The sequence below is a fragment of the Paraglaciecola sp. 25GB23A genome (assembly GCF_040012495.1).
Classification (GTDB): Bacteria; Pseudomonadota; Gammaproteobacteria; order Enterobacterales; family Alteromonadaceae; genus Paraglaciecola.
In genome coordinates this window covers 54,878-80,696 of the sequence record NZ_JBDYKM010000001.1, presented here as the reverse complement: position 1 = coordinate 80,696, position 25,819 = coordinate 54,878, and the positions used below count along the sequence as shown (strand labels likewise).

Here is a 25,819-nt window from a genome sequence, read left to right as displayed (position 1 = left end):
CAACGTGTTCACTAGCCTTAAATCACAAATTTTATTGTTTTCATTGACCCTTGCCCTGTTATTAGGGCTACAGATAATATTATCAAGAGATATATATGCCACCTTTGTAAGCAATCTGGACATCACTCAAGAAACCATAAAAGAGGTTAGCATTGTAAGAGAGTTAGAGCGGGATGTTATCGACTTACAACGCAATGTGCTGATTTATAAATCCTCCGCCAGTGAGTCGGCGATTGAGCGTTTTGTAGTATTAATGTTAGATACTAAACAGCGGCTTGATAGCTTACAAAAGCTCACAGAAAATGATGTACAGATGCAACTGTACAGTGACTACATAGCCCGTATGCGTGCCCATTTAGAAGATTACAACGATAACTTTGCAGAAGTGATTATTGGGCGAACACAGCGCCAATCATTAGTAGACAATGGTTTATTGATAGAGCTTCAACAAATCTTTGACACTATCAATTTATCAGAATTGAGTAACGCTAAGGATGCTGACAGAGTCAAAAAAATAGAAACTATCCTATTTAACATTGCTCAGGCAGAAAACTATTTACTCCAATATTTATTAAACCCAGATCAAGAATTCATCTCTCCTTTTCAACAACATATTGCCACTGCAATACAACTGATTGAAGGCCAAGGGAAGCCAACACTCAACAATGAGTTGACGGATTTACTCACTACACTGAGCAGAGTAGAAGAAGATTTTATTCAACTGACCCAAATAACTCGCGGCTATTTATTTTTAGTAAATGTGGTGATGGCAGGCTCTGCAAATGAATTTTTATTTTTAGCTCGAGAACTAAATTCTTTAGTTACTGAAAAACTACACCAAACCAACATTGACGTTAAAACCACCACAGAAAAGTCTCTTAACGAAAGTGATTTGTATTCATTAATAGGCATTCTATTAGCCATATTCGCTGCCGTATTTTTAGCCTATCGCATAATGCTGCCCATCAAAAAAATTACCGCAGTGTTTGAACGTTTGAGCCAAGATCAAGAAATCAGTGATATTCCTGACTTAAAACGCAAAGATGAAATTGGTCGATTAGCCAAGGCGGCTAATATTTTTCAACAAAAGAACCAACAAACTCATGATTTGCTGGCTGATTCGCAGTTGATGAACGCCAAACAAGAGGCCCTAAATCAAGCCTTAATTCAGTCTAATTTAAAGGCGGAGCAAGCAAACGAAGCTAAAAGTATGTTTGTCGCCAATATGAGCCACGAAATTCGTACCCCAATGAATGGCATAGTGGGTATGTTAGATTTAGTGCTCAATTCGGAGCTTAAACCAGCACAAAGAGAACAACTAAATAAAGTCGTCTATTCCAGCGAAATTTTAATGAGCCTAATTAATGATATTTTGGACTTCTCTAAAATAGAAGCCGGGAAGTTAGATATTGAACGTATAGAGTTTAATGTGGAAGATATGTTCGCCAATGTATTGGCCAATATAACCAATCGGGCAGCTGAAAAACATCTCAAATTACGTTTTAACGCCTCCCCCCAATTACCGGCTTACCTCATTGGTGACCCCTTAAGAATAAGTCAGTTATTGCTTAATCTTAGTAGCAATGCGATTAAATTTACTTATGAGGGGATGGTAAATATTGAGGTGAATTTCCATCAAGATGATTCAACAGACACCGTGATACTTGAGCTTATCGTGGCCGACACCGGTATCGGTATGTCAGCAGAACAGCTGGAAAAAGTGTTCAGTGCATTTACCCAAGCTGATGGCTCAACTAGTCGCACCTTTGGTGGTACTGGTTTGGGTCTGAGTATAGTGAAGCAACTAGTAAAATTAATGAACGGTGAAATCACTGCTGAATCAATAGAAAACCAAGGGAGTCAATTCAAAATATCTTTACCCCTTGGACTATCTAGCAAAAAACAGCGGCTATTACAGATGCCACAAAAGCCCATTGGTCGTTTATTTTATTTTAGTGCTGGCCCCCTCGGTTATTTACCAGACGAGTATATCGAGGCCCTACAAATTGAATTGCGGCGTTTTCCTTTAAGTGAATTGAACAATCAAATAGTGGGCATGAATCAAGACGATGTGGTTGCACTAGATATCGCCGACCAAAGCGACTACCAAAAGTACCGTGTTGAATTGCTTCGTTTGAATGAGTTAAAAATAAACACTGGATTTATTACTGAATCGCAACCTAGTGACTTAGTTCATGCATTGACTAAAAACACCGACTCTCTGTGTTTAAGCCATCCTTTTACATTGACGCAAACTTGTCACTTTTTAGAGCAGTTATTTGAACTAAATGAAAATATTGATCTCGACACACAACAACATTCAAACACTATTAAACAATTTACAGGTCACTTATTATTAGTTGAAGACAACTTTATTAACCAAGCTGTTGCAGGCGAAATGTTAACACTGATGGGTATTACTTTTGATATCGCTGAAGACGGGAGCCAAGCCGTCAAACAAGTAATGAGTTCTATTCACTATGATTTGGTATTGATGGATATTCAAATGCCCATAATGGATGGCTATCAAGCCACTAAAACGCTGCGAGAAAATGGCTATGCCGACCTGATTATTTGTGGTTTGTCAGCCAATGCAATGGCACAAGACAAAAAATTAGCAACAAAAGCAGGTATGAATGATTACCTGATTAAACCCCTTAAAGCCAGTGAACTTTCCATGTTTCTAAGTCGATATTTGCCATTAAAGCCACTATAAATAGCCTCCACTCAAGCAGGCTATGATCTGCTAAAAAATCGGTTTCTTGCTCTCTTTAGCGCCAGTTATTTACCTGTTCCATCGCGAAATTCACGAGGGGTTTTATCATAGTGTTTTTTGAAAACAGCATACATATATTGTAAGGAGGGATAGCCGCAGACTTGTGCAACTTCACTGGTAGAAATATCTTTTTCAGCCAATAATTTGCAAGCCTTAGCTAATTTTTCGTTGTGAATTTCAGTATGAATACTGTGCTCACGTTCTTCTCTAAATCGTTGCTCCAGATTTGAACGAGAAACACCTACATAATCTAATACTTGCTCAACTTTTATTCCACGACAGGCGTTTTGCCTAATATAGTGCATAGCCTGAATAACATAGGGATCTTTAAGCGCTTTAAAATCCGTAGATTGTCTTTCAGACACACCTACTGGCGACACTAATACTCGCCTACTTTTTAAATTAGGATTGTCAAGGTGACGGTGTAATAATTTAGCCGCTTGAAATCCCATTTCAAAACAACCTTGGGTAACACTACTTAGACTAATACGACTCAAGTAGCGAGCAATATCATCATCATCTATACCAACAATAGAGATATTATCGGGTACTAATTTACCAATTTGTTCACATGCTTGTAGCAAATGTCGAGCCCTTGCATCTGTTACTGATACAATCCCTACAGGATTAGGCAAACCTTGCAGCCAGTCACTGACTCGATTCATAGTGTATTGCCACGTTTCAGGACGTGTCGGATGGCCTCGATAAATTGAACAATCATAGCCGTCAATTTTACACAATTTAAGCATGGCACGCTCACGTTCAACCGCCCATCTATGTGTTTGATCTAAGGGTAAGCCGTAAAAAGCAAAGCGTTCTAAGCCTTTTTTCTTGAGGTGCTCATAAGCAGATTTAACCACTGCATAATTGTCGGTAGCCACATAGGGTACATCTGGATAATCTTGCTCATTGCTATAGGAGCCGCCCACTCCAATAACCGGAACTTTAGCGTTATGCATAGCTGTTTGAATAGCGGGATCATCAAAGTCAGCAATAATGCCATCACCACTCCACTCCTCAATATGTTCAAGGCGAGCTAAAAAATCTTCTTCCAGATACACATCCCAATCCACTTTAGAAGACTGCAAATAATGGCCTATGCCCTCAATAACTTGGCGGTCATACACTTTATTGGCATTGAACAAAAGACTAATACTGTGTCGAGCTTGATACATTGCGACTCCTATAAATGGATTTATGTTTTTTAGTATTCTGCAACATAATTGTTACATATAGCTATAATGGAAGTGAATAGGGTTATTATGATATTTAGTTATTTAATTTCGTAATCAATCCTACAGCTCTTTAAAAGCAAAACGCTCTGCTAGTATCACAAAAAATTTCAAGAGGACTTATTATGTATTTAGGCATCGACCTAGGCACATCTGGCGTTAAAATTGTGTTAATAAACACCAGTGGAGATATTGTAGATAGCAGTTCAAGTAGCTTTGAAGTCAGTCGTCCACATCCCCTTTGGTCGGAACAAAATCCTCGCGATTGGTGGATAGGCTTTTGTGATGCAATGGACAAACTCAGTATCAACAATGATTTATCACAGGTCCTTGGATTAGGTTTATCAGGACAAATGCATGGTGCAACCTTGTTAGATGAAAACGATCAAGTAATTCGGCCTGCCATTTTGTGGAATGACGGACGCTGCGAAGCTCAATGTAAAGAGCTTGAAGCATTAGTTCCAAATGCACGGGAGATCACAGGCAATATCATGATGCCAGGTTTCACTGCGCCCAAGCTTCTATGGATCAAACAATGTGAGCCAGCAAATTTTGCTCGCATTGGCAAAGTACTGCTGCCTAAAGACTACTTACGTTTATTACTCACCGGTGATTACGCGTCCGACATGTCAGACGCATCCGGAACTATGTGGTTAGACGTTAAAAATCGTGTATGGCATAACGATTTACTTGCTGCTTTTGGTCTAAATGAATCCCATATGCCTCGTTTATTTGAAGGCTCACAAATCACCGGAAACTTAAAAAGCGATATTGCACAACGCTGGAACTTAGCCGCTATTCCGGTTATCGCCGGAGGGGGGGATAATGCCGCAGGTGCTGTGGGTATGGGTATTGTCAAACCAGGACAAGCAATGTTGTCGCTCGGTACATCAGGTGTCTATTTTGCAGTTACACAGGGCTTTAGCGCTAACCCAGAATCTGCAGTCCACAGTTTTTGTCATGCTTTACCTAATACCTGGCATTTGATGTCGGTTATTCTTAGCGCGGCAAGTTGTTTGCAGTGGTTTGCCGATAATATTGCGATGCGTCCTGTTCAAGAACTCTTAAATGAACTTGATAATAGCGAAATCAATCTAGACCATTGCCCTATTTTTCTACCTTATTTAAGTGGCGAACGCACTCCGCATAATAACCCTTGTGCCAGTGGTACCTTTTTTGGGTTAAGTCATTCTAGCGCCCAAGTAAACTTAACATACAGTGTATTGGAAGGCGTTAGTTTTGCCTTTGCCGACGGGGTTGAAGCGTTGGATCAAGTCGCTGGCCAAGCACAAGAAATCACCTTAATCGGCGGCGGCGCCAAAAGCCAATACTGGCGGCAGCTATTGGCTGACGTATTACAACGACCAGTCAATTATCGCACAGGTGGTGATGTCGGCCCGGGCTTAGGTGCGGCAAGACTAGCGCAACTGGCCATTGATACCGATAAAAATTTACAGCAAATATGCCCGCAACCAGCTTTGGAAAGTGTTTCTGAGCCTGAAACACAGCGCGCAGCATTGTTAGTTGCTCGGCGTAAAGTGTTCAAACGCTTGTACACTCAATTGGCACCACTGATGAGGCCGCAATAAAGAAAAAATCAAGTTAGTAATAAAAAAGCAATAAAAAGCACACCCCTTAATCAAGAAAACATAATTGTTAGCCTTGCATAGAAGACGCATGATAAGGCTAACCAAAGCAATAAAATTTTTACCGTTTTAGGAGCACCTAATGACTGAGTATTTCAAAAATATTCCCAAAATCCAATATGAAGGAACCGAGTCGACTAACCCGCTTGCCTTCCACCATTACAATCCAAGTGAAGTGATCTTGGGTAAAACCATGGCCGAACATTTGCGTTTTTCCTCATGTTATTGGCACAACTTTTGTTGGGATGGTAGCGATGTATTTGGCCAAGGGGTTTTTGGACGCCCATGGTTACAAGCCGGTGACGAAATGCAACGGGCTAAAGAAAAAGCCAAGGTTGCTTTTGAGTTTTTCTCAAAATTAAGCGCACCCTATTACTGTTTCCATGATGCTGATGTAGCACCTGGCGGCAACTCAATCAAAGAATATGTCAACAACTTCGCCCAAATCACCGATGTGCTTGAGCAAAAGCAAGCTGAAACGGGCATGAAATTATTATGGGGAACAGCTAACTTATTCAGTCATCCTCGTTATGCAGGCGGAGCGATTACCAGCCCCGACCCAGAAATCTATGCGTATGGAGCAACCCAAGTTTTCCATGCGATGAACGCCACTAAGCGTTTAGGCGGAGAAAATTATGTATTGTGGGGAGGCCGTGAAGGTTATGAAACTCTCCTAAATACCGATCTGCGACAAGAGCGTGAGCAACTGGGTCGTTTTATGCAGTTGGTGGTTGAGCATAAAAATAAAATTGGTTTCAAGGGTGCTTTATTAATTGAACCCAAACCACAGGAGCCAACCAAACACCAGTACGACTATGATACGGCAACGGTATACGGCTTCCTTAAACAATATGGCTTAGAGCAAGAATACAAAGTAAATATTGAGGCCAACCATGCCACATTAGCTGGCCATTCATTCCACCATGAAGTAGCCACTGCAGTTTCTTTGGGTATTTTTGGTAGCTTAGATGCTAACCGAGGCGATGCGCAATTAGGTTGGGATACTGACCAATTTCCTACAGATGTGCCCGAACTAACCTTAGTGATGTATGAAATATTAAAAGCCGGTGGCTTCACCACAGGTGGCATGAACTTTGACTGTAAATTACGTCGTCAGAGTTCTGATCCAGCTGATATGTTCCACGGGCATATTGGTGGCATGGATCACTTAGCATTGGCCTTACGCAAAGCGGCAGCCATTCTTGAAAATGACTTCCTAGCTGATTTCGTTAAAAAACGTTATGCGGGCTGGAACGGTAACTTAGGCAAAGCCATTCAAAATGGCGAACACAGCTTAGCGACCTTAGCTGACTTTGCTGCCAAAAGTAATATCCAACCTAAACACGTCAGTGGTCAGCAAGAATTATTAGAAAATCAGGTTAACCGTATTTTGTTTGGTTAATTGACTTTTTGTGTTGTCCCGTAAACGAGCGATTGTGTCCCTCGTTCGTTTATTTTATGAGGCCTCGTTTGAGGCCTTTTTTTATTTCCACAAATCTAATCAAGAAATGTAAAACTGATTTGTTTATGCCACATATAAAAAAGGCCACTAAGTAAGTGGCCTTTGCATATTTTCAAATAGACAACTGTTTAACCTTGCATATCTTCAAGCTCTCGCCCTTTGGTTTCGTATATATACTTAGCAACAAAAAATACTGACAGTGCCGCAAAAACCGCATAAAAAGCGTAGGCACCGCCTAATCCAATACCTGTTAGCATAATGGGGAAAGTCATCGTAATAGCAAAATTAGCGCCCCATTGAAAGAGGCCAGCAACCGCCAAACCAGAACCGCGAATTTGATTGGGGAACATCTCCCCCAACATCACCCACATTACAGGCCCCCAAGACAGATTAAAGAAAAATACATAGGCATTGGCCGAAATCAGTGCAAAGGTCCCCATATCCCCGAGGTCCAAATTACCATGTATATCAAGGTCTGAATTCATAAAGGCAAACACTAAGCAGCTTAAGGTCACGGTCATGCCAAGTGAACCTAACAATAAGAAGGGTTTACGGCCTACTTTATCGATGAAGTACATAGTAATAACACAAGCCGCAATACTAACTGCACCGCTGATAATATTAATGAGTAAGGCATCTGACTCAGAAAAACCCACTGCCTGCCACAACACGGCACCATAATAAAATACGACATTGATTCCGACTAATTGCTGAAACACCGCAAGCCCGATACCAATCCACACGATTTTGCGGACTTTTCGACTTTGTTTGTCAAATAAATCGGCCAATTTGGGTTCGTGGCGATCGCCAGCCAAAGATTGCTGTATTTCCAATAATTTTTTTTGCCCTTGCTCCTCTCCGTACAAACGATTAAGTACATCAGAGGCTTGATGATCTTTTTTACGCAAAACCAAATAACGCGGACTTTCTGGAATAAACAGCAAAAAAACTAAAAATAATACTGCAGGAAACAACTCAATCCAAAACATCCAACGCCATGCTGCAAAGCCCAGCCAAAAATCAGCAGTGGAAGCACCCGCTAGATTAGCTAATAAATAGTTACTAACAAAAGCCGCAAATAGTCCGCTAATAATAGCGACTTGTTGAATAGAAGATAAACGCCCGCGTAAACGGGCCGGAGCAATTTCACTGATATAAGCGGGCGCCATGACCGAGGCAGCCCCAACCGCTAAACCACCTATGACTCGATAAACAATAAACTCCATGGAGGAGCCAGCGATACCCGAACCCCAAGCACTGACAATAAACAAGACAGCAGTCACCAGCAGCAGGGTTTTACGACCATAAACATCAGCTAATCTGCCTGCCGTAAACGCGCCAATCGCACAACCAAGTAACATACTGGCTACGTTAAAACCGGTGCCGATATCATCAGAGTTAAACGCCTTTTGCAGTCCGTTAACAGTGCCGTTAATCACCCCACTATCAAAGCCAAATAAGAAGCCGCCAATGGTTGCCACGATACTCACTAATATAATAAAAATCATATTCTCGTTATGTTGGGTGTTCAAATGCTTACCTCAATTAATTTCTGCGGATAGACCAAATGCAAACAGCATACTAAAGTTATGAATACAAACAATCACATGTTAATTTTATGTGAAAAAACATAATGTTAGATTTAAAAACGGGTGTAGGACACTATTGAATTCCAAACTACGTATTACCGTCCTCTTGTTATCAACGATTGACTACAAAATTTCCGCTAGGGTAAAGCTCTATTATCTCGTCTAGACGGCGAAATAACTGGAGCAAAAAATCTTGGCTGGATAATTTATAGCCACAAGGGCACATAAAATAATGCGGAAAGCGAAAATAGCAATAACCAAAAATCACTAACGCTATACAATTCTTGCATAACAAAAAAACCACAAATGACTTACAAATGAATCAGCAAACTGAAAAGTTAAGTATTATTGAAAAAGTCGGTTACAGCCTCGGTGACTTAGCCGCAAATTTGGTATTTCAAACCCTCGTGACTTTCATTGCATTCTTTTATACTGATGTTTATAAAATCCCAGTTGAATCAGCCACTAAAGTTATTTTCACCTGTGGCTTGTTAGCCGCATTTTTCAATCCTTTTATGGGCATGATTGCCGACCGTACTCAGACCCGTTGGGGTAAATTTCGACCATGGATATTATGGACATCTGTACCTTTTGGGGTCTTAGCCTTATTGGCCTTTAGTACCCCGGACTTTGGACCCGATGGTAAAATTTATTATGCATTTATTACCTATTTTTTACTGTTACTCGTTTACTCAGCTAACAACCTGCCTTACTCCGCCCTTAGCGGTGTAATTACCGGCAATATGCAAGAGCGTAACAGCATGTCCTCATACCGCTTTGTGGCCGTGATGATTGCGCAATTCATTATTCAAGTATTGCTGTTGCCCTTAGTACTGATTGCCGGTGATGGAGATAAAGCCCTTGGTTTTGAAAAAGTCATGACCTTTTTGGCTATTGCAGGGATCATCATGTTCCTGATCACATTTTTAACCACCAAAGAACGCGTCGTACCCACCCAAGAGCAAAAGTCGACTGTATTAGAAGACATCAAAGATTTAATGGGTAACCGCCCGTGGATCATGATGTTAATCATTACCATTTTAGTGTTTATTACTTTGGCGCTGAAAGGCGGGATGTACATCTATTATTTTGAAAACTACCTCGACGCTGCACAGATTGCCGCCTTTTTACACAATATTGGATTTAACAGTTTTATTAATGGCTTAAACGCCGGTTTAACAGGTTTGGGTTTATCAGAGTTTCATTGGCCTGAAGATCCTGCTACTTCTGGCTTTAGTTTATTCAACGCTGGCGGGATTATTTTTATGATCATCGGCATTGGCTTTTCTAAGTCATTGGCGGATAAATTTGGCAAGCGAGAAGTGTTTGGTGCCTCATTGTTTTTATCCACACTATTTATCCTAGTGTTCTATTTCTATCCTGCAGATGCCATTGGCTTAGTATTTACTTCACAAATATTGCACGGCTTCTTTTATGGTATTTCGACCCCTTTATTGTGGGCGATGATTGCCGATGTTGCAGATTACTCAGAATGGAAAACCCACCGCCGTGCTACTGCAATCATATTCTCAGCCATGATCGTAGGCTTAAAAGTCGGCTTAACCTTGGGCTCTTCTATTCTTTCAAGCATCTTGAATTATTTCAATTACAGCGTAGAACTGAGCACCCAGTTACCTGACACCATTAATGGCATTAAATTGTCGGTTAGTGTATTTGCCTCTATCCCGTTTTTCTTGGCCGTCGCGTGTTTATTTGGCTACAGCATTAATAAAGCGATGGAACAAAAAATTGAAAAAGACTTAGCTGCACGTCGCCAAGTTAACTAATTTTGCCCGATTAAACGCCGTAACTTTTTGACGGCGACTTTTACCAAGTGAGTTTTTTATGTCTGAAGAATTACTACCCCAAGAAGCCTTGCAAGCGCTAAGAGCAAAGGCAATTTCCCAGCCCCTAGTTGACAGTATTTATACGGCTGATCCCTCTGCCCATGTATTTGATGGCAAGATCTATATCTACCCTTCACACGATATTGAAGCGGGTATTCCCTTTAATGACAACGGCGATCACTTTGGAATGCAAGACTACCATGTGATCTCAATGGAATCGCCGAATAGCCCGGCAGTGGATAATGGTGTGGCCTTGCATGTGCAAGACGTACCTTGGGCAACCAGACAAATGTGGGCGCCTGATGCGGCTAAAAAGGGCGACAAATATTACTTCTACTTTCCGGCAAAAAAAGCCGACGACCTATTCCAAATTGGTGTGGCAGTGGGTGATTCACCACTAGGACCTTTTTTACCTCAGCCTGAACCAATTAAAGGCAGTTACACCATCGATCCCGCCGTATTCGAAGATGATGATGGCCAGTTCTACATGTATTTTGGTGGTATTTGGGGTGGCCAATTACAGCATTATCGTAACAATAAGTATGATGCCAGCTTAGCCGAACCTGCTGACTATGAAGCTCAACTGGGTCCTATCGTCGCCAAGATGAGCGATGATATGTTGGAGTTTGCTGAAACACCCAAAGAAATTTTAATCCTCGACGAAAAAGGTCAGCCTTTATTAGCAGGTGATCATGACAGACGCTTTTTTGAAGCCTCGTGGATGCACAAATATAAAGGTAAATATTACTTCTCCTATTCCACCGGTAATACTCACTTTTTGTGTTACGCCATGGGCGATAGTCCTTACGGCCCCTTTACATATGGCGGTCGTATATTAGAGCCGGTCCTAGGCTGGACGACTCACCACTCTATTGCTGAGTTTGAAGGCAAGTGGTACTTGTTTTATCACGACTCAAGCTTATCTGGTGGTATCACCCATTTACGCTCGGTCAAAATGGCTGAAATTACCTATGATACGCAAGGCAAAATTAACACCTTAAAACCCTATCGCGATTGATGGCACTGAGCGAATAAGCTGAGGCAAATTAGGCAAAAGCTTAGGGAATTTAAGGTCTTTTATATTGCGTAATTAAGACTTAAAACAGCTTCAATAAAGGGCTTTTAATGAGGCACTTATTTAACAAGAGAAACGATATGAAACTAGCATTTTTACCCATTATCAGCGCAACACTCTTAAGCTGCAGCTTACTGTCAGCCTGTAGCAATGAGCTTGCAGACAAAACTGCATCAACAGTCAGTTTGAAACAAGCTTATAAAAATAGCTTTTTAATTGGCACCGCCATTGGCAACGATCAACTAATGCATCCGCAGGCAGTCACTACCAAGCTGATTGAGAAAGAATTTAATGCCGCCACCCCAGAAAATGATATGAAATGGGAGCGAATTCATCCCTTGCCTGGACAGTATGATTTTGCTGCTGCAGATAAATTTGTCGAATTTGCTCAAAAGAATAATATCTTTATGACCGGTCATACTTTGTTGTGGCATAGTCAGGCACCCGACTGGATATTTGAAGACGAAAATGGCCAAGCAGTCAGTCGCGAAGTATTGCTGGGCCGTTTAAAGGATCATATCGACACTGTGGTTGGCCGTTACAAAGGCCGTGTACAAAGTTGGGATGTGGTCAACGAAGCCCTTAACGAAGATGGTACTATGCGCCAGTCTAAGTGGTACAAGATCATTGGCGAAGACATGATCGAAAAAGCCTTTGAATATGCCCATGCAGCTGATCCCGAGGCTGAATTAAACTACAACGATTACAACCTGAACAATCCACAAAAACGTCTTGGTGTGCTGCGTATAGTAAAACAATTACAAGATAAAGGTTTGCGTATTGACGGCGTGGGCATGCAAGGTCATTACTCACTATTTCATCCCGACTTTAAAGAAGTAGAAGATTCTATAATTGCCTATGCCGAAACTGGGGTAAAAGTCATGTTCACCGAGGTGGATATATCGGTATTGATCTTTCCTGAAGATGCTGAAGCTGGTGCAGATGTTAATCAAAACTTTGCCTTACAAGAAAAACTCAATCCTTATAGTAAGGGTTTAAGCCCCGAAGCCGAAGCAGCATTAGACCAACGTTACACTGACTTATTTGAGATATTTTTGCGTCATGAAAAAGATATCAGCCGTGTTACTTTTTGGGGCACAGACGATGGCATGACCTGGCGCAATAATTGGCCTATGGTAGGCCGTAGTGACTACCCACTGCTATTTGACCGTCAAAGCAAAGCTAAGTCAGCTTATTATAAGATTTTGGCTTTAAAACAATAATAAACAGTCACAAAGAACAAAAATCTGTTTTGTGGGCTGGTGCTAGCAAGGTTCAATACTTTAAGCTTGCGGCATAAGTATTTACAGTAAAAAACCCAGCAAGTCTGGGTTTTGTTTTAGGTGAAACATGAAAAATCAGTTAAGTAATGTCGCTGTTGCACATATCGCTTTGTGTCTCAGGGAATTAGATAAGGACTTTAAACACAGTGAATTCTGTAAGCTAGCACTTTTAGGTTTAGATAAGCTCGAACTCAAGCAACGCGTAAGCCATATTATCCGCGTATTACACCCGTTTTTACCCGCTGATTTTGCACATGCAGCAGACTTACTCAAGCAGTTACCTGCGGTATGGCAAAAACTGGATCCTAACAAACAAGTCAGTAGTTTTGCTGCATGGCCAGTGATTGATTACGCCAGTGTATATGGGCTGTCTAATCCACAACAATCCTTAGATTTACTTAGTTCCCTGACTCATTTGTTTTCGGCTGAATTTGCTATACGACCTTTCATAATTGAACACCCTGATTATTGTCATAGCCAATTTAGAATGTGGGTTCAAGACGAAAGTGAACATATACGTCGCTTAGTGTCTGAAGGCACTCGCCCTCGTTTGCCATGGGGTTTGCAACTCAAACGCTACACGGTCGATCCTTCAGCGAATATACCCCTACTAACAGCGCTTAAAGATGACTCAAGTTTGTATGTACGCCGCTCAGTAGCCAATCATCTAAACGACATCAGTAAAGATAACCCCGATGTGCTCTTGACCATTTGCCAAAGCTGGCAGGTTGATGCCAGTCAGGACGTGCACTGGATTATCAAACACGCAACTCGTAGCTTAGTAAAAGCCGGGCATCCAGAAGTATTGAGTCTATTAGGTTATGAGCAGCAACTGTTACTTGCGCCTGTTGGTTTGAACATCATTAACAGTCAGATACGGCTAGGTCACTATCTTGAATTTGACTTGGAACTTAGCTCCACTAGTAGTGAATCACAAAAATTAGTGATTGATTTTGCTATTCATTTTGTCAAAGCCAACGGCCAACAAAAAGCCAAAGTATTTAAGTTAAAATCCATACAATTAGCAGCCAAACAAACCTGCAATATTCAAAAGCGCCATGCCATTAAAGCGATTACTACTAGGCAATATTATGCAGGAACTCATCGATTAGAAATCTTAATTAATGGCCAAGCATTGGCAAGTCAGGAATTTGAATTACGCATCTAAATTTTACTTGTAAGAAAAAACAACGAATTTCACCTTAGAATGCAGCGAATATCGCTTGTTGTAAGACAAACAGGTGGCGAGAATACAAAGTAACAGCGCGTCTCAATTGTATTGTTTTTGTAAACAGATAGTTGACAATCTATAAAAAGAAAAATAGCCTAAGGCTCGCTAGTTTATAAAATAACAGCAGGTCGCAGTTTAGCGACTTTTTTTTAGCAACAAATGAAAACGTTTTCAATATTAAATGATGTTTAGTTACGCTACTTTACGAGCGTTTAGACAAACACATTAGGACTTATCATTTTTTAGTGAAATCAGCAGCAAGATCAACTAACTACTCTATTCAAGCGAGACCAAAATGCGAATACCCTATCTAGTCTTTACGATATTCTTAATCTCGGCGTGCAGTGGCGGCGGGAACAATCGGGTTTCAGCACCTACGGTGACAACCCCTCCTCCAACAGGCACAACTGCACCGCCAACCGGTTCAGATAGTGATCCAGATTTTTTACCATCAGCCACTATCGATGCATCAAACCTTGTCGCCATTTCTGCGAAACAAGCAGCCACGGGCATGGGAACGGGGTTTAACATTGGGCAAATGTTTGAAAATAACCAACATCCACGAACGGTTGCCGCTGCTACTGCGAAAATTGATAAGTATTACGCGCTCGGATATCGCCACGTGCGTATTCCAATTACTTGGACCGAAATTATTGATGGAGAGGATTTAGTCATCGACCCCGATACAGGTGAGGTCGATTTAAGTAGCGCAAGACTCCAAGTAATCGAGGATGTGGTTGATTACGCACTTTCACTTCCTGATTTTTATGTCGTCATTAATACCCACCACGAAAAAGCCTTAAAAACTGGTAATAAATGGTGGGTGCTAAAGCGTCTTTGGCGTGATATTGCGACTATCTTTGGTGAGCGCAATCATCGTTTAATTTTTGAGCTTCTTAACGAACCACACCTTGATGATGGCAACAACTCGCCCATGCCTGCAGTTAATTTGCGTTATATGACCGAGCGAGCCTACGACGAGATCCGTAATATTGATCCCAATCGGATTATTGTTATCGGTGGCAACCAATGGTTTGGCGCCAGCGAAATACCTGCTATTTGGCCTAATCTTGATGAAGTAGGCGCGGGCTCAGATGAGTATTTAATGGCCACTTTTCATCACTATGATCCATGGTCTTTTAATGGTGATAACCAAGGTGACTACGCTGACCAATGGACCGATGATGATATCGATTCAGCTATGCAAACCATGCAAAACTGGGCTAATACCGTCGGTAAAGGTATGCCGGTATATATTGGTGAATGGGGCACGGGCTGGGGAAGTCGGTATGAAACCATGGACTGTAATAATATCCGTTTGTGGTATGAAAAGTTTGATGCGCAATATGCCCGCTCTTACGGTATGCCCACGACAGTTTGGGATGATGGTGGTTGGTTTAAGATCTTCGACCATAGTACCAACGAATTTGCCAATAATTTGCACTTATGCATCATAGATGGCAACTGTAATTGGCAAGGTACAGAACGATTTAATGGCGCATGTAATTAAAAGCAACAAGGCAGCATCTGCTCAGTGGATGCTGCTTATCATGTTTATTTAAACAAATAACGTCTTCAAACTATGGTGATAATAAAAGGAGGTACTCAGTATTGACTAGCGCGCTCATTCTGTCGCTCTTGACGTTCTCTTTTCTTTTCTTTTTCGCTTTTCACCTGCCATCCCCATTTTCCTCGCTGTATAACTGCAGGATTATTATTCTCCAAATCTGGATGGTTAGCGCTCGAAAGTCCTTCCCATACGTAAAAGTGACTAGTTTTTACGGTGGCCACTTGAGCAGTATCAAGACTTGTTTCAGGAGTTTGTAAGTGCTCAACGTTACCAATAATCGTAAGTACGGAGCCCTGTTGCAAACTTTCTATATCCATGGAATTATTGAATTTTGCAGTAAAAACCCCTCCGCTTTGAGGCCTATAAGTTGGCTGACCTGAATGTAAAAGTGGATATTGAGATACAAGGACAGAAGTGCTGTCATCTTGTTTACTTAAACCAAGAATAACGCCGCCCCATCTCGCTACTTTACCAACAGAATCATTAGTCACATCTGAAAAATTGACTAATGGTTGGCTACTCGCCACTTGAATTTCCTGGGGTGCAAAAGCACATCCTGTTAATAAAATGGGCAGCATTAAAGTAAATACAAACTTATCAAACATATCGCTTCCTTCCTTATATTTTTACCATGTGTGGTAAATTGTCCACAAAGGATAAATTAGCCCATTTTTGTACTCATATCAAATACAGGACGTATAAAAAATAAGGTATGAAGGAGTGGTATATTTAGCTCGGACTCAGCAGTTGGAATATCTGACAAATACAAAAAATGCACATGCATAATGATAAGGTATTGTGACTATGCGCCATTGCCTTGAATTGTCACCACCACCGTACGTAAACCACCATAGTCGCGGTGTTCGCACAAATAAATACCCTGCCAAATGCCCATATTCAGCCTGCCTTGGCTAATAGGAATCATCACACTCGCGCCTAACAGACTACTTTTAAGGTGGGCAGGCATGTCATCACTACCTTCATCTAAATGTTGATAGTAAGGTTCGTTTTCTGGCACTGCATGATTGAAGAATCTTTCAAAATCACCTCGCACTGTAGGATCAGCATTTTCATTGATCGTGAGTGACGCAGAGGTATGTTTAATAAATACCTGCAGAAGCCCTACAGATACAGACCTTAGCTCAGGAAGTTGATCCACAAGCTCTTCAGTGATTAAATGAAAACCTCTTACTTTAGGGCTTAAGCGAATTTCTCTTTGATACCATACAGCACATCCTCCCACAGGGTTTGCATTCATAGCTAGTTGCTCCAGCGAGCTTTGCTACCACGAACGTCAATGTGAATAAATGGACCGTGATTAGCGTTACTTTGATACTTGCCTAACCCGCCTATTAGATCTTGTCTGTGATAACGGCGACTTAAACCATCGGCAAGCTCATATAAAAAAACCGCATCTTGAAAGTTGTTTTTACCATCGCCATTGACATCATCCATGTAGACATTAACTGGGTTAACATCAATATAGATATCAGCAGCGCCACCATACATGTGTCGACTAGACGATACATTGCCAATGGAGCGATTATAATATGGGGTGCGATAGCCGCTCATAATCACAAAAGAGTCAGTTCGTATGCCTTGTTGGTTAACATCCGCTAAAAAAAGCTCGAGTTTTTCTACTAAACGCGGTCTTAATACAAGGTATTTTGGATAACCACTTTTCTGCTTACATAAAAATTGACCAAGAGTAAAATGCGGTGAGATTTGAATGGATTCGTTTTCTTTATAAACTTCAATATAACCTAGTGGCGCTTTATAAGCCTCTAATCCCTTATGAGGCGGCGGGTAATCGCCAATTTTATAAGCATTTAATACCCCCTTTTTAACCTGAGTGATAGGTACTAAAACAAAAAGATGCAGTTGAACACTTTTGCCTGTCGAGTTGTTTTTCACTTCTAGTGGGTAATATCCGGGCTTTACAGGGCTTAAATAACGAATAATACCAGCTTGCGATTTCAGAGGCATTGTTGCTCCTAACAACTCATAGTTATTTAAGTCCTTTTCAGCAGCAAATTTTATCACTAGCTCCTCGCCAGGCAGTACCATTTGAAAGGTAGAATCAAAACTTACAACGCGTTCATTTAAGGAAAAACTAAACTCAGTACGATGCTCTGCAAACTCTTCAGCAAAAGTATTAACACTGCCACATAAAACCATGAGCATAAAACACAACTTTACCCACCCCAACTTCTTAGCATTCGCATAAAAAGGCGAGTTTACAAATTTCATAAATTATATCCACATCCGTATCACTATTGCTGAATGTAGAGTGAAAACCTTAGTGGTTGACACCCCTTAATTGACCTTAGCATTGTTTATGTTAAAACAAAGGCTGTTGCATAGCAGCGTATAATACTGCGTCACGCTTGTATATATCGGCTCTAAAATTCATCACCCCATTGATATCAGCGAACGCGGTCCAGTATTCTATATGCACAGGGACGACCTGTTTTAAATGAACTGTTTTGGTTTCACTACTGCTTAGTTGCAATTTAATACGGTCTACATTCCATTCTGTTCCCGCAAGTAGATTTTCGGCTAATAGCAGTGGCGCAGATACCCGAATACAGCCAGAACTAAAATCGCGCTGAGCTTGTGCAAACAATTCTCGGGCAGGTGTATCGTGCAAATACACATCAAACTCATTGGGAAACATAAACTTAATCTGTCCTAAAGCATTTAAAGGTCCGGCATCCTGCACCAAACGGAAGTTAAAATTTCGTTTGGTCACGCGATTCCAATCGATATCGTTAGGATCGGTAGCAGTGCGACTGCTTCCTTCATACACCGAGAAACCAAAGTGCTTTAAGTAGTTTGGATCTGCTTTTATGGCTGGTAACTTATCTTCAACCGCTAAGGTAGTCGGTACCACCCACTGAGGGTTCATAACGAGATAACGTATCTTATCGCTAAATACCGGAGTCTTACGAAATTCGCGCCCTACTATCACCGGCATTTCTAACATCAATTCATTGTTTTCAATAACACGCAGGTAGAAACCGGCAATATTTACTAATACATATTTGTTACCTAATTTCTCATCCAACCACCGAAAACGTTCTAAATTCACCGTAAGGGCTCTCACCCTATCAGTTGGGGTTATATTGAGAGCTTTAAGCGACTCTTTCCCCAATACTCCATCTTCTTTGAGTCCATGACGCTGTTGAAATTGTTTTACCGCAGCAAATAATTCTTCGTCATACACGGTATTATTCCACTCTGGGGGAAGTTCATTTAATAATTTAAGACGGGTAGCAATATCTACAATGCGGGGATCTGATGCACCAATCGTTTTAATCACGGGACTAAGGGTAAGCGGTAACCACTCAACTTCCGTCAGTTTACGTAAGGATATTAGCGCTTGTTTCATTACTGCATAGCGTGCATCCGCGGGCCTTACATCCGCTAATACCTTAGATAGTGACTGGGTGCTAACAAGTTGTATTAACTGGGGACTCGGATCTCGCGCTTTAGGGATAGATTTCCATTCAGATTTGATTTGCTGAGCATCAGTTTTACCCGCTTTTAAATGACTGACTAAGGTAAGAAAAGCGTCACTCAACACTAACTCCCGGTCAATTTCGCTCAGGGTGTCCAGTTCCTGCAACAGCTTATAATGATAATCATTCGGAAGAAGGCCCTCATCATCGATTGATGCAATGGTATCCACTAGTTCAAGTGCCATGGCATTAGGTCTTCCCTGCTTGGTGTGCCACAGAAAACGAAATTGAGAATCTTGGTAGAAAGATCGTAGCAGGCTAATATTGAAAATGGCTTGATCACCTATTGTAAACGATGCATTTTCATCACTACGCTCTAATATTTGACGCAATTTTTCATCTGCGAATGCCGATTTAGGCAAAATGCTGAACCATAAGAGCGTAAGTACGCAAAACAAAAATTTGCTTTTAAATGGCGACAATTCGTCTACCTCGTTTTTATAAGTTAATATTAATACTACTCAATATTAGCTTACACATGTTACTTTTTTATGGGTATATAAAACGAGTTTTTTTCTATAGCCCTAAGCTCATCGGTATAAAACAGCATCACAAATAAACGCTCAAAAACGTTTTCTCGCAATCAAAATACTGACTAAAATAGGGGATGGAGGGTATTTAATAAAGGCGTTTTGCAGAGTAATAAAGCAAGGTTAATTTGCCCAGCTTTTAGCAAATAACAATCAATAACGGAATCTAGCACAGTTTCAAAATCATGCTAGTCAACGAGCTTCTAGCGCTTTTCACGGTATCAAAAATAGTGCTTTAGTATCCATCACAAACGCCAAACTTTGAGTTTTTTGCGGGTCTGGACAATATGTTCATTAGGCACAACATCAGATAACTGATTATCTCGCTCTAAACTGCTTAAAAACTTAATGATCGCAGTTAGTGCCGGATCATTGGCATTCAATTGATACGCTTTGTCTATCAGGTCAAGGGCAGTGGCAAACTCGTTGCGTTTTGCCATGGTTAACAAAGCCTCTTGTGAATAAACACTGGCATCATAAGGAGTGTAAGTTGCTGCTAGTTTTAAATAATCTTTAGCACGACTAAAACCAGATGTATTGGCTTGATTACCCGCTAACTCACTGGCAGCCAATAATTTAAACACACTGGCACGAGTTACATTATCTTCTTCAGGTACTGCTTTTAAATACTCAGTAAATTCGTTAATTGCACTGGCATATTGTTGAGCATTGTAACGATACAAACCTGCGATCAGATGCACAGCAGGAAAAATATAAGCGCGATTACTCGCAATATCTGACCTCACCCAGCCTTGTTGCCCATCAACTTTGATTTGATACCACGGATAGTCACCAGACTTTAGCACATCTGAAACTGCAAAATCGCCATCGAGATCAACCGAGGCAATTTTGCGCTGATTAGGTTTTGTGCGCAGATTAACTTGGGTAACTTTGTTGAATGAAACTTCGTTTGGATAGACTTCAAGATAATAAATATTAATCCACGCATTGCTGCCTTGGGGATTTTCCACCAGTAACCACTGTTGTTGCATATCGATAACCTGCAGAGCTGCCCCATCTGCAACATAATAAGCGATTGCACTATTATTATCAGGCTCAACTCTGAGGGCAATCCCTTTGGGACAACCTTCACTTAAGGCGCAGCGGGTATAAAATCGACGGGCAAATAATTCAGCACGCGTACCCACCACTTCGGGTAAATTAAACTGTTTACGCATAAACGGCACAGACAACTGCTGGCCAGAAGGAAAGCCCACTTGCATGGTGGTCCAAGAATGGTCTTTGGGTTCGTTAAGGGTTAAGTAATTTTGAACGTATATTCCATCACCATCATTAAGCACAGCTCCCCAAATGGCCATCTGTGTTTGTTGAAACTGCGCGATTTTTAGTGCCGCATCGTGATAATTGTTATGCAGAAAAACCTGTACGTTTTGCTCACCCAGTAGTGTCTTAATTTGTTGTTCTCGATCATAGGCTAAGATTACGCCCGCCCCTTTTAAATCCGAGATACTATCCAAAATTTCACGCCAAAATAAGCGCGCTAAACCTTCCCCAAGTTGGGTATCTGCGGGGTCAACAAACTGTAGCACCACAGACTTGAAATCGACATGAGACAAGGCTTGCCGATTACATCCACCCATATCTTGGGCACTAAAGCAGGCAGCCACATCAGCCGCCAAGGCAGCTTTAACATTAAATCCTGTGGCAATAATGCAAAACAACAAACAATCAATGCGTTTCATAAACGCTTCCCCTTGACCACGATTAGCAGCTCATCAACCATCGATTTGAATGGATCAGACTCATCACGGATAGTACTTCTCACACTGATTAGGATTTTTTCCATGTTATCTAGCTCAGTTTTTTGCCATGGCCCTTGATGTATGGCTAAACTTTGCATGACATAAGCCAACACGGCTTGCTTGCCCCAGTGGTCGCTGAGTTGCCGTCCTACTTTACTCGGTCGCAGTGAACCGGCCGGTAGTTTGTCATTAATGACAAACGTGTTAATTTCTAGGTTTTCAAAAACAGGAATAGGTTTGACCGACGACATCAACTCCAAGCCACTTTGGTTACCTGGTAATATTTCAACTTCTCCTACTACCATGGCAAGTGCACCCAACTGATGCCCTAAATTACGTATTTCTGAACCTTTTGCTGGGCTTAGCTTCTCTTCGAGTGTATTAATACTCATGTCACTCACACTGGCATCCAAGCCTAGACTACTCTTGTAAGCCATAATTTTATGGAAGATGAAATTAGGTAAATCAGCATTAAATTCTTGCGCCTGCTGATCATTATCACCACCGTACAGTTCAAACGGGGAAACATAGATTGTAAATGTCGGGGCACTGTTTGAGGCTGACCCACTATCATCCATAGCCAAAGAAAAATGCATATCATCTGCATTTGGGCATTTTTGTTGTGGGTTACGCAACAAATTGCGCCCGTCATCCGCGTATCCACTGGCTATAACCACCACTTTTACGGTTGGCGCAGAACGAGCAGGTTCAGCATAGTCAATTTTAAAACGTCCATCGGCGAGGGTAATAGCGCTAGACAACAATACATTATCGTTACTCACAGAAACCTTTGCACCGGCCAGCGGCACACCATTGTTGTCAACCAAACCACTTAATGTGCATTGAGCAAAGCCATACTGAGAATAAAGTAGGGTAAGGATAAACCAAGCCGTAAATTGGCGATTATTCAGGCACATCACATCTCCAGTTTATTTGCAAAAGCTCGCCCAACAAATTGCTACGCCGCACAATATATTCTCTTGTTTTACAGCCAGATTGCTCCACTCTTACTTTAGCAGGCGGATCTGCAAACACGGGACTAATGCGAATGAAAAAATTACCTTGGGGATCAATATCTGCATTCGCAGTCAATTCTTGCCCCAGATTATCCAGTAATTCAATACTAGGTTGACCGGTGCCTGAAAAGGCAATATTACCAATAACTTCTTTATTACGGGGCCAAATGGCGTAATCAGCCCACACATAAACAATTGAAATAACGCCGATTAAACAAGCGGCTACCACTGAATATGCGGCTAACTTAATATGGGATAACTTCGCCGTTTGTGCTTTCTTTCTAATTGAATAGGCGATTAAAATAAAAGTCACACAAACTAAGGTTTGGGCTAAAACAGCAGGTAACTGAATATTAACACTCAGCAGAACCTGCCGCAGACTATCTACCACTTTAATAGGCCAGCCCAGGATATCTAAAAAGCTTGTCATCTCTTCCAAAGTTATTCTCGCAAAGTTACGCTAGGGAAAAATCACTACAGTCAGGTTAGCTGATTAAATTTCAACCAGCAACTAATAAGCCGTAGCCTTTTTTATTTGTTTCAATGCAATATTAACTCTTTAAATAAAAGGCCTGTAAGCTAGAATGTAACTCGTTATTTTGACTTACTCCGCCAGAGATCTACATGCAACCATTGAACAAACCTGCAAACCCCAACTTTTCCTCTGGTCCTTGTGCAAAACGTCCAGGCTATGATGTCAGTCAATTAGATTTATCCGTATTGGGGCGTTCTCATCGTGCACCCATTGGCAAAAAGGCCCTAGAAAAAGCCTGTTTAGATACCGCACGTATTCTAGGCTTGCCTGCAGGCTATCGGGTTGCAGTCGTCCCCGCATCAGACACAGGTGCAATGGAAATGGCCATGTGGTCAATGCTCGGCGAACGCCCAGTTGATGTGTTGTATTGGGAGTCATTTGGACAAGGTTGGGCCACCGACATCAACAAACAATTAAAGATCGACAATGTGCGCACCTTTCATGCTGATTACGGCCAGTTACCCGATTTAAGCAAGGTAAACAGTGACCACGATGTCGTTTTTACATGGAACGGTACCACCTCAGGTGTCAAAGTGCCCAATGCCGATTGGATAGCGGCCGATCGCAAAGGTCTGACCTTTTGTGATGCGACTTCTGCGGTATTTGCGCAAGAGATGGATTGGCCCAAACTGGATGTGATTACCTACAGCTGGCAAAAAGTATTAGGCGGTGAAGGCGGCCACGGCATGTTGATTTTGAGCCCTCGCGCTGTCGAACGGCTTGAGAGCTTCACACCGAGCTGGCCTCTGCCTAAGATATTCCGTATGACCAGCGGCGGTAAATTAATGGAAGACCTGTTCTTAGGCGCAACCATTAACACCCCTTCTATGTTATGCGTTGTCGATTATCTTGATGCATTACAGTGGGTCGAGGCTATCGGCGGTGTAGATGCTACTATCGCGCGCAGTAAACAAAACCTAGCAAGTTTAGAAGCTTTTATTGAAAGCCGTGACTGGATTGATTTTTTGGCTGCTGATGCCAGTATTCGTTCAAATACCAGTGTATGTTTGCGCTTGGATTTAAGTCCTGAGCAGGTAAAAGCCTTAATTAAACTACTTGAACAACATCAAATCGCTTATGACATTAGCCCTTATCGTGACGCACCGGCTGGTTTACGCATTTGGTGTGGCGCCACGATCGAAAACAGCGACATTGAAGCATTGTTGCCCTGGTTAGATTGGGCCTTTACCCAAGTAAAATAAGCGCAAATGATCTAAAGTCAAAATCTTAGGTCTAGCCAAAAATATAGGGCGACCACCAAACGGTCGCCGCAGTCAGTAAGGCCATTCCGATTATATTCAACAATACACCAACCTTAACCATTTGCGGAATAGTCAGTTTGCCCGATGAAAACACAATGGCATTGGGCGCAGTAGCGACAGGTAACATAAAGGCACAACTGGCCGCCAAAGTGATTGGTATACAAAGTAATAAAGGCGAGATATTAAGCTGTAAAGCCACCGCTGCCATAACCGGCAAAAACGTCGCAGTTGTAGCAAGATTGCTGGTTAATTCAGTCAAAAAAATCACTACAGCCGTGGCTGCCACGATAAGGACTAGAGTGCCCATACTGCCCAAAGGCATTAAACTTTCACCCAGCCACTGCGCCAAACCCGAAGATGAAACACTTGAGGCTAAACTCAAGCCTCCACCAAATAAAATGAGTACACCCCAAGGCAACTGAGTGGTGTCCGTCCATGTCATCAAACTAGCCCGAGGATCTTGCTTAGCTCGTTTGTTTGCTTCTGGTAAGCCACCATTTGGCACCACAAACAGTAAAATAGCAGCTGCCATAACAATGCCAGGATCACTTAAAAAGTCCCAATCAAGCCACTCTGCAAGTGGTCGCCTGACAATCCACAATACAATCACGCAACAAAAAATAAAGGCAACCCGCTTTTCTGGCTTACTCATCACTCCCAAGTCACGGCGCAGATTTTGAATATGGTTTTGAGTCTGTTGGCTGGCAGGAATATCAATCTTAAACACAACATGAGTTAGCAATAACCAGGTGATAGGCAACATACAACACATAATGGGTACGCCCAATGCCATCCAGCGCGCAAACGACATTTCAATGCCATAATTTTCGAGTATGAAAGCCGCGAGTAAGGCATTGGGCGGTGTGCCCACCAAGGTCGACATACCGCCGATGGTAGCGGCGTAGGCTAATCCCAAAAGCATAGCCACTTGAAAAGCATTTTTACGTTTGGCAGTTAAGCCCTCGATATTGTCTGCAATAACCGTTGTCACTGACAGTGCAATGGGTAATAACATCATGGTGGTTGAGGTATTAGTCATCCACATAGATAACAAGGCCGCCACACACATAAAACCCGCAATAAGGTGTTTGCCGTTGGTGCCTGTAACACTCAAAATACCTAAAGCAATGCGTTTATGCAGATCCCAGCGCTCTACCGCTAAAGCCAATAGAAATGCTCCTAAAAACAAATAGATAATAGGATTTGAATAAGCAGAAGTGGCATCTTTAAGACTTGCTATGCCCAGCATGGGAAACATTACAATCGGCAGTAGTGCTGTGGCAGGCACCGGAATAGCTTCAGTCGCCCACCAAATTGCCATCCACAAACTGACCGCTGCAGTAAACCAAGCAGGCTGACTCATGGTTTGTTGCGGTATAAAAATGAACAACAAAAAAATGACAGGCCCTAGGACTAAGCCAATATCTTGGTAGCGCCCTCTTTCATCGGTAGCTGAGTCAGTTATTTTTTTCTGCATATTA

At 41.8% G+C, this 25,819-nt stretch carries 19 protein-coding genes; 9 read left to right on the top strand and 10 right to left on the bottom strand.

The window, feature by feature from the left end:
• The first annotated feature begins 4 nt into the window (after positions 1 to 4).
• Entirely contained in the window at positions 5 to 2,716 is a 2,712-nt protein-coding gene (locus ABKW31_RS00320) for an ATP-binding protein (RefSeq protein ID WP_348614126.1), read from the top strand.
• A gap of 65 nt (positions 2,717 to 2,781) precedes the next feature.
• On the opposite strand, the gene ABKW31_RS00315 is transcribed toward ABKW31_RS00320, so the two are convergent.
• Positions 2,782 to 3,951 (bottom strand): DNA-binding transcriptional regulator, encoded by a 1,170-nt coding sequence (locus ABKW31_RS00315; protein ID WP_348614124.1) that lies wholly within the window; start codon positions 3,949 to 3,951, stop codon positions 2,782 to 2,784.
• 182 nt (positions 3,952 to 4,133) lie between these two features.
• Here ABKW31_RS00315 and xylB point away from each other — a divergent pair, with 182 nt between their 5' ends.
• Together xylB and xylA are read left to right on the top strand one after the other, a co-directional pair.
• Positions 4,134 to 5,597, top strand: coding sequence for a xylulokinase (gene xylB, locus ABKW31_RS00310; RefSeq protein ID WP_348614123.1), 1,464 nt, complete (start codon positions 4,134 to 4,136; stop codon positions 5,595 to 5,597).
• Between the two features lie 139 nt (positions 5,598 to 5,736).
• Positions 5,737 to 7,056, top strand: a complete 1,320-nt coding sequence (gene xylA, locus ABKW31_RS00305; RefSeq protein WP_348614121.1) for a xylose isomerase — start codon at positions 5,737 to 5,739, stop codon at positions 7,054 to 7,056.
• 188 nt (positions 7,057 to 7,244) lie between these two features.
• Here xylA and ABKW31_RS00300 read toward each other — a convergent pair whose 3' ends face one another.
• Entirely contained in the window at positions 7,245 to 8,624 is a 1,380-nt protein-coding gene (locus ABKW31_RS00300) for a sugar porter family MFS transporter (RefSeq protein WP_348615161.1), read from the bottom strand.
• A 398-nt stretch (positions 8,625 to 9,022) separates the two neighbouring features.
• Here ABKW31_RS00300 and ABKW31_RS00295 point away from each other — a divergent pair, with 398 nt between their 5' ends.
• The 5 genes from ABKW31_RS00295 (at position 9,023) to ABKW31_RS00275 (ending at position 15,651) form a co-directional block, all read left to right on the top strand.
• Positions 9,023 to 10,492, top strand: coding sequence for an MFS transporter (locus tag ABKW31_RS00295; protein WP_348614120.1), 1,470 nt, complete (start codon positions 9,023 to 9,025; stop codon positions 10,490 to 10,492).
• Positions 10,493 to 10,550: 58 nt separating this feature from the next.
• Positions 10,551 to 11,570, top strand: a complete 1,020-nt coding sequence (locus tag ABKW31_RS00290; RefSeq protein ID WP_348614119.1) for a glycoside hydrolase family 43 protein — start codon at positions 10,551 to 10,553, stop codon at positions 11,568 to 11,570.
• 137 nt (positions 11,571 to 11,707) lie between these two features.
• On the top strand, positions 11,708 to 12,850 hold the full coding sequence (locus ABKW31_RS00285) for an endo-1,4-beta-xylanase (RefSeq protein WP_348614118.1): 1,143 nt from the start codon (positions 11,708 to 11,710) through the stop codon (positions 12,848 to 12,850).
• A gap of 127 nt (positions 12,851 to 12,977) precedes the next feature.
• Entirely contained in the window at positions 12,978 to 14,078 is a 1,101-nt protein-coding gene (locus ABKW31_RS00280; RefSeq protein ID WP_348614117.1) for a DNA alkylation repair protein, read from the top strand.
• Between the two features lie 358 nt (positions 14,079 to 14,436).
• Entirely contained in the window at positions 14,437 to 15,651 is a 1,215-nt protein-coding gene (locus tag ABKW31_RS00275) for a glycoside hydrolase family 5 protein (protein ID WP_348614116.1), read from the top strand.
• 95 nt (positions 15,652 to 15,746) lie between these two features.
• Here ABKW31_RS00275 and ABKW31_RS00270 read toward each other — a convergent pair whose 3' ends face one another.
• The 7 genes from ABKW31_RS00270 to ABKW31_RS00240 all read right to left on the bottom strand — a co-directional run bounded on the left by ABKW31_RS00270 (position 15,747) and on the right by ABKW31_RS00240 (position 22,980).
• Positions 15,747 to 16,316 (bottom strand): Slp family lipoprotein, encoded by a 570-nt coding sequence (locus ABKW31_RS00270; protein ID WP_348614115.1) that lies wholly within the window; start codon positions 16,314 to 16,316, stop codon positions 15,747 to 15,749.
• Positions 16,317 to 16,513: 197 nt separating this feature from the next.
• The gene (locus tag ABKW31_RS00265) at positions 16,514 to 16,969 is read right to left on the bottom strand and encodes a secondary thiamine-phosphate synthase enzyme YjbQ (protein ID WP_348614114.1); all 456 of its coding nucleotides are present in this window, start codon (positions 16,967 to 16,969) and stop codon (positions 16,514 to 16,516) included.
• Between the two features lie 2 nt (positions 16,970 to 16,971).
• On the bottom strand, positions 16,972 to 17,961 hold the full coding sequence (locus tag ABKW31_RS00260; RefSeq protein WP_348614112.1) for a D-Ala-D-Ala carboxypeptidase family metallohydrolase: 990 nt from the start codon (positions 17,959 to 17,961) through the stop codon (positions 16,972 to 16,974).
• Between the two features lie 91 nt (positions 17,962 to 18,052).
• The gene (locus tag ABKW31_RS00255) at positions 18,053 to 19,594 is read right to left on the bottom strand and encodes a L,D-transpeptidase family protein (protein WP_348614110.1); all 1,542 of its coding nucleotides are present in this window, start codon (positions 19,592 to 19,594) and stop codon (positions 18,053 to 18,055) included.
• A 413-nt stretch (positions 19,595 to 20,007) separates the two neighbouring features.
• Entirely contained in the window at positions 20,008 to 21,465 is a 1,458-nt protein-coding gene (locus tag ABKW31_RS00250; protein WP_348614108.1) for an SH3 domain-containing protein, read from the bottom strand.
• The gene (locus ABKW31_RS00245) at positions 21,462 to 22,442 is read right to left on the bottom strand and encodes a carboxypeptidase-like regulatory domain-containing protein (protein WP_348614107.1); all 981 of its coding nucleotides are present in this window, start codon (positions 22,440 to 22,442) and stop codon (positions 21,462 to 21,464) included. Before ABKW31_RS00245 ends, ABKW31_RS00250 begins: the two co-directional genes overlap by 4 nt.
• A complete protein-coding gene (locus ABKW31_RS00240) occupies positions 22,429 to 22,980 on the bottom strand; it encodes a hypothetical protein (protein ID WP_348614106.1) in 552 nt (183 codons plus the stop codon). The genes ABKW31_RS00245 and ABKW31_RS00240 overlap by 14 nt, the downstream gene beginning before the upstream one ends.
• A 185-nt stretch (positions 22,981 to 23,165) precedes the next feature.
• Here ABKW31_RS00240 and ABKW31_RS00235 point away from each other — a divergent pair, with 185 nt between their 5' ends.
• Positions 23,166 to 24,278: a phosphoserine transaminase gene (locus ABKW31_RS00235; RefSeq protein ID WP_348614104.1), complete on the top strand. Its 1,113-nt coding sequence runs from the start codon at positions 23,166 to 23,168 to the stop codon at positions 24,276 to 24,278.
• A gap of 31 nt (positions 24,279 to 24,309) precedes the next feature.
• Here ABKW31_RS00235 and ABKW31_RS00230 read toward each other — a convergent pair whose 3' ends face one another.
• Entirely contained in the window at positions 24,310 to 25,815 is a 1,506-nt protein-coding gene (locus ABKW31_RS00230) for an SLC13 family permease (RefSeq protein ID WP_348614103.1), read from the bottom strand.
• Positions 25,816 to 25,819 lie beyond the last annotated feature (4 nt).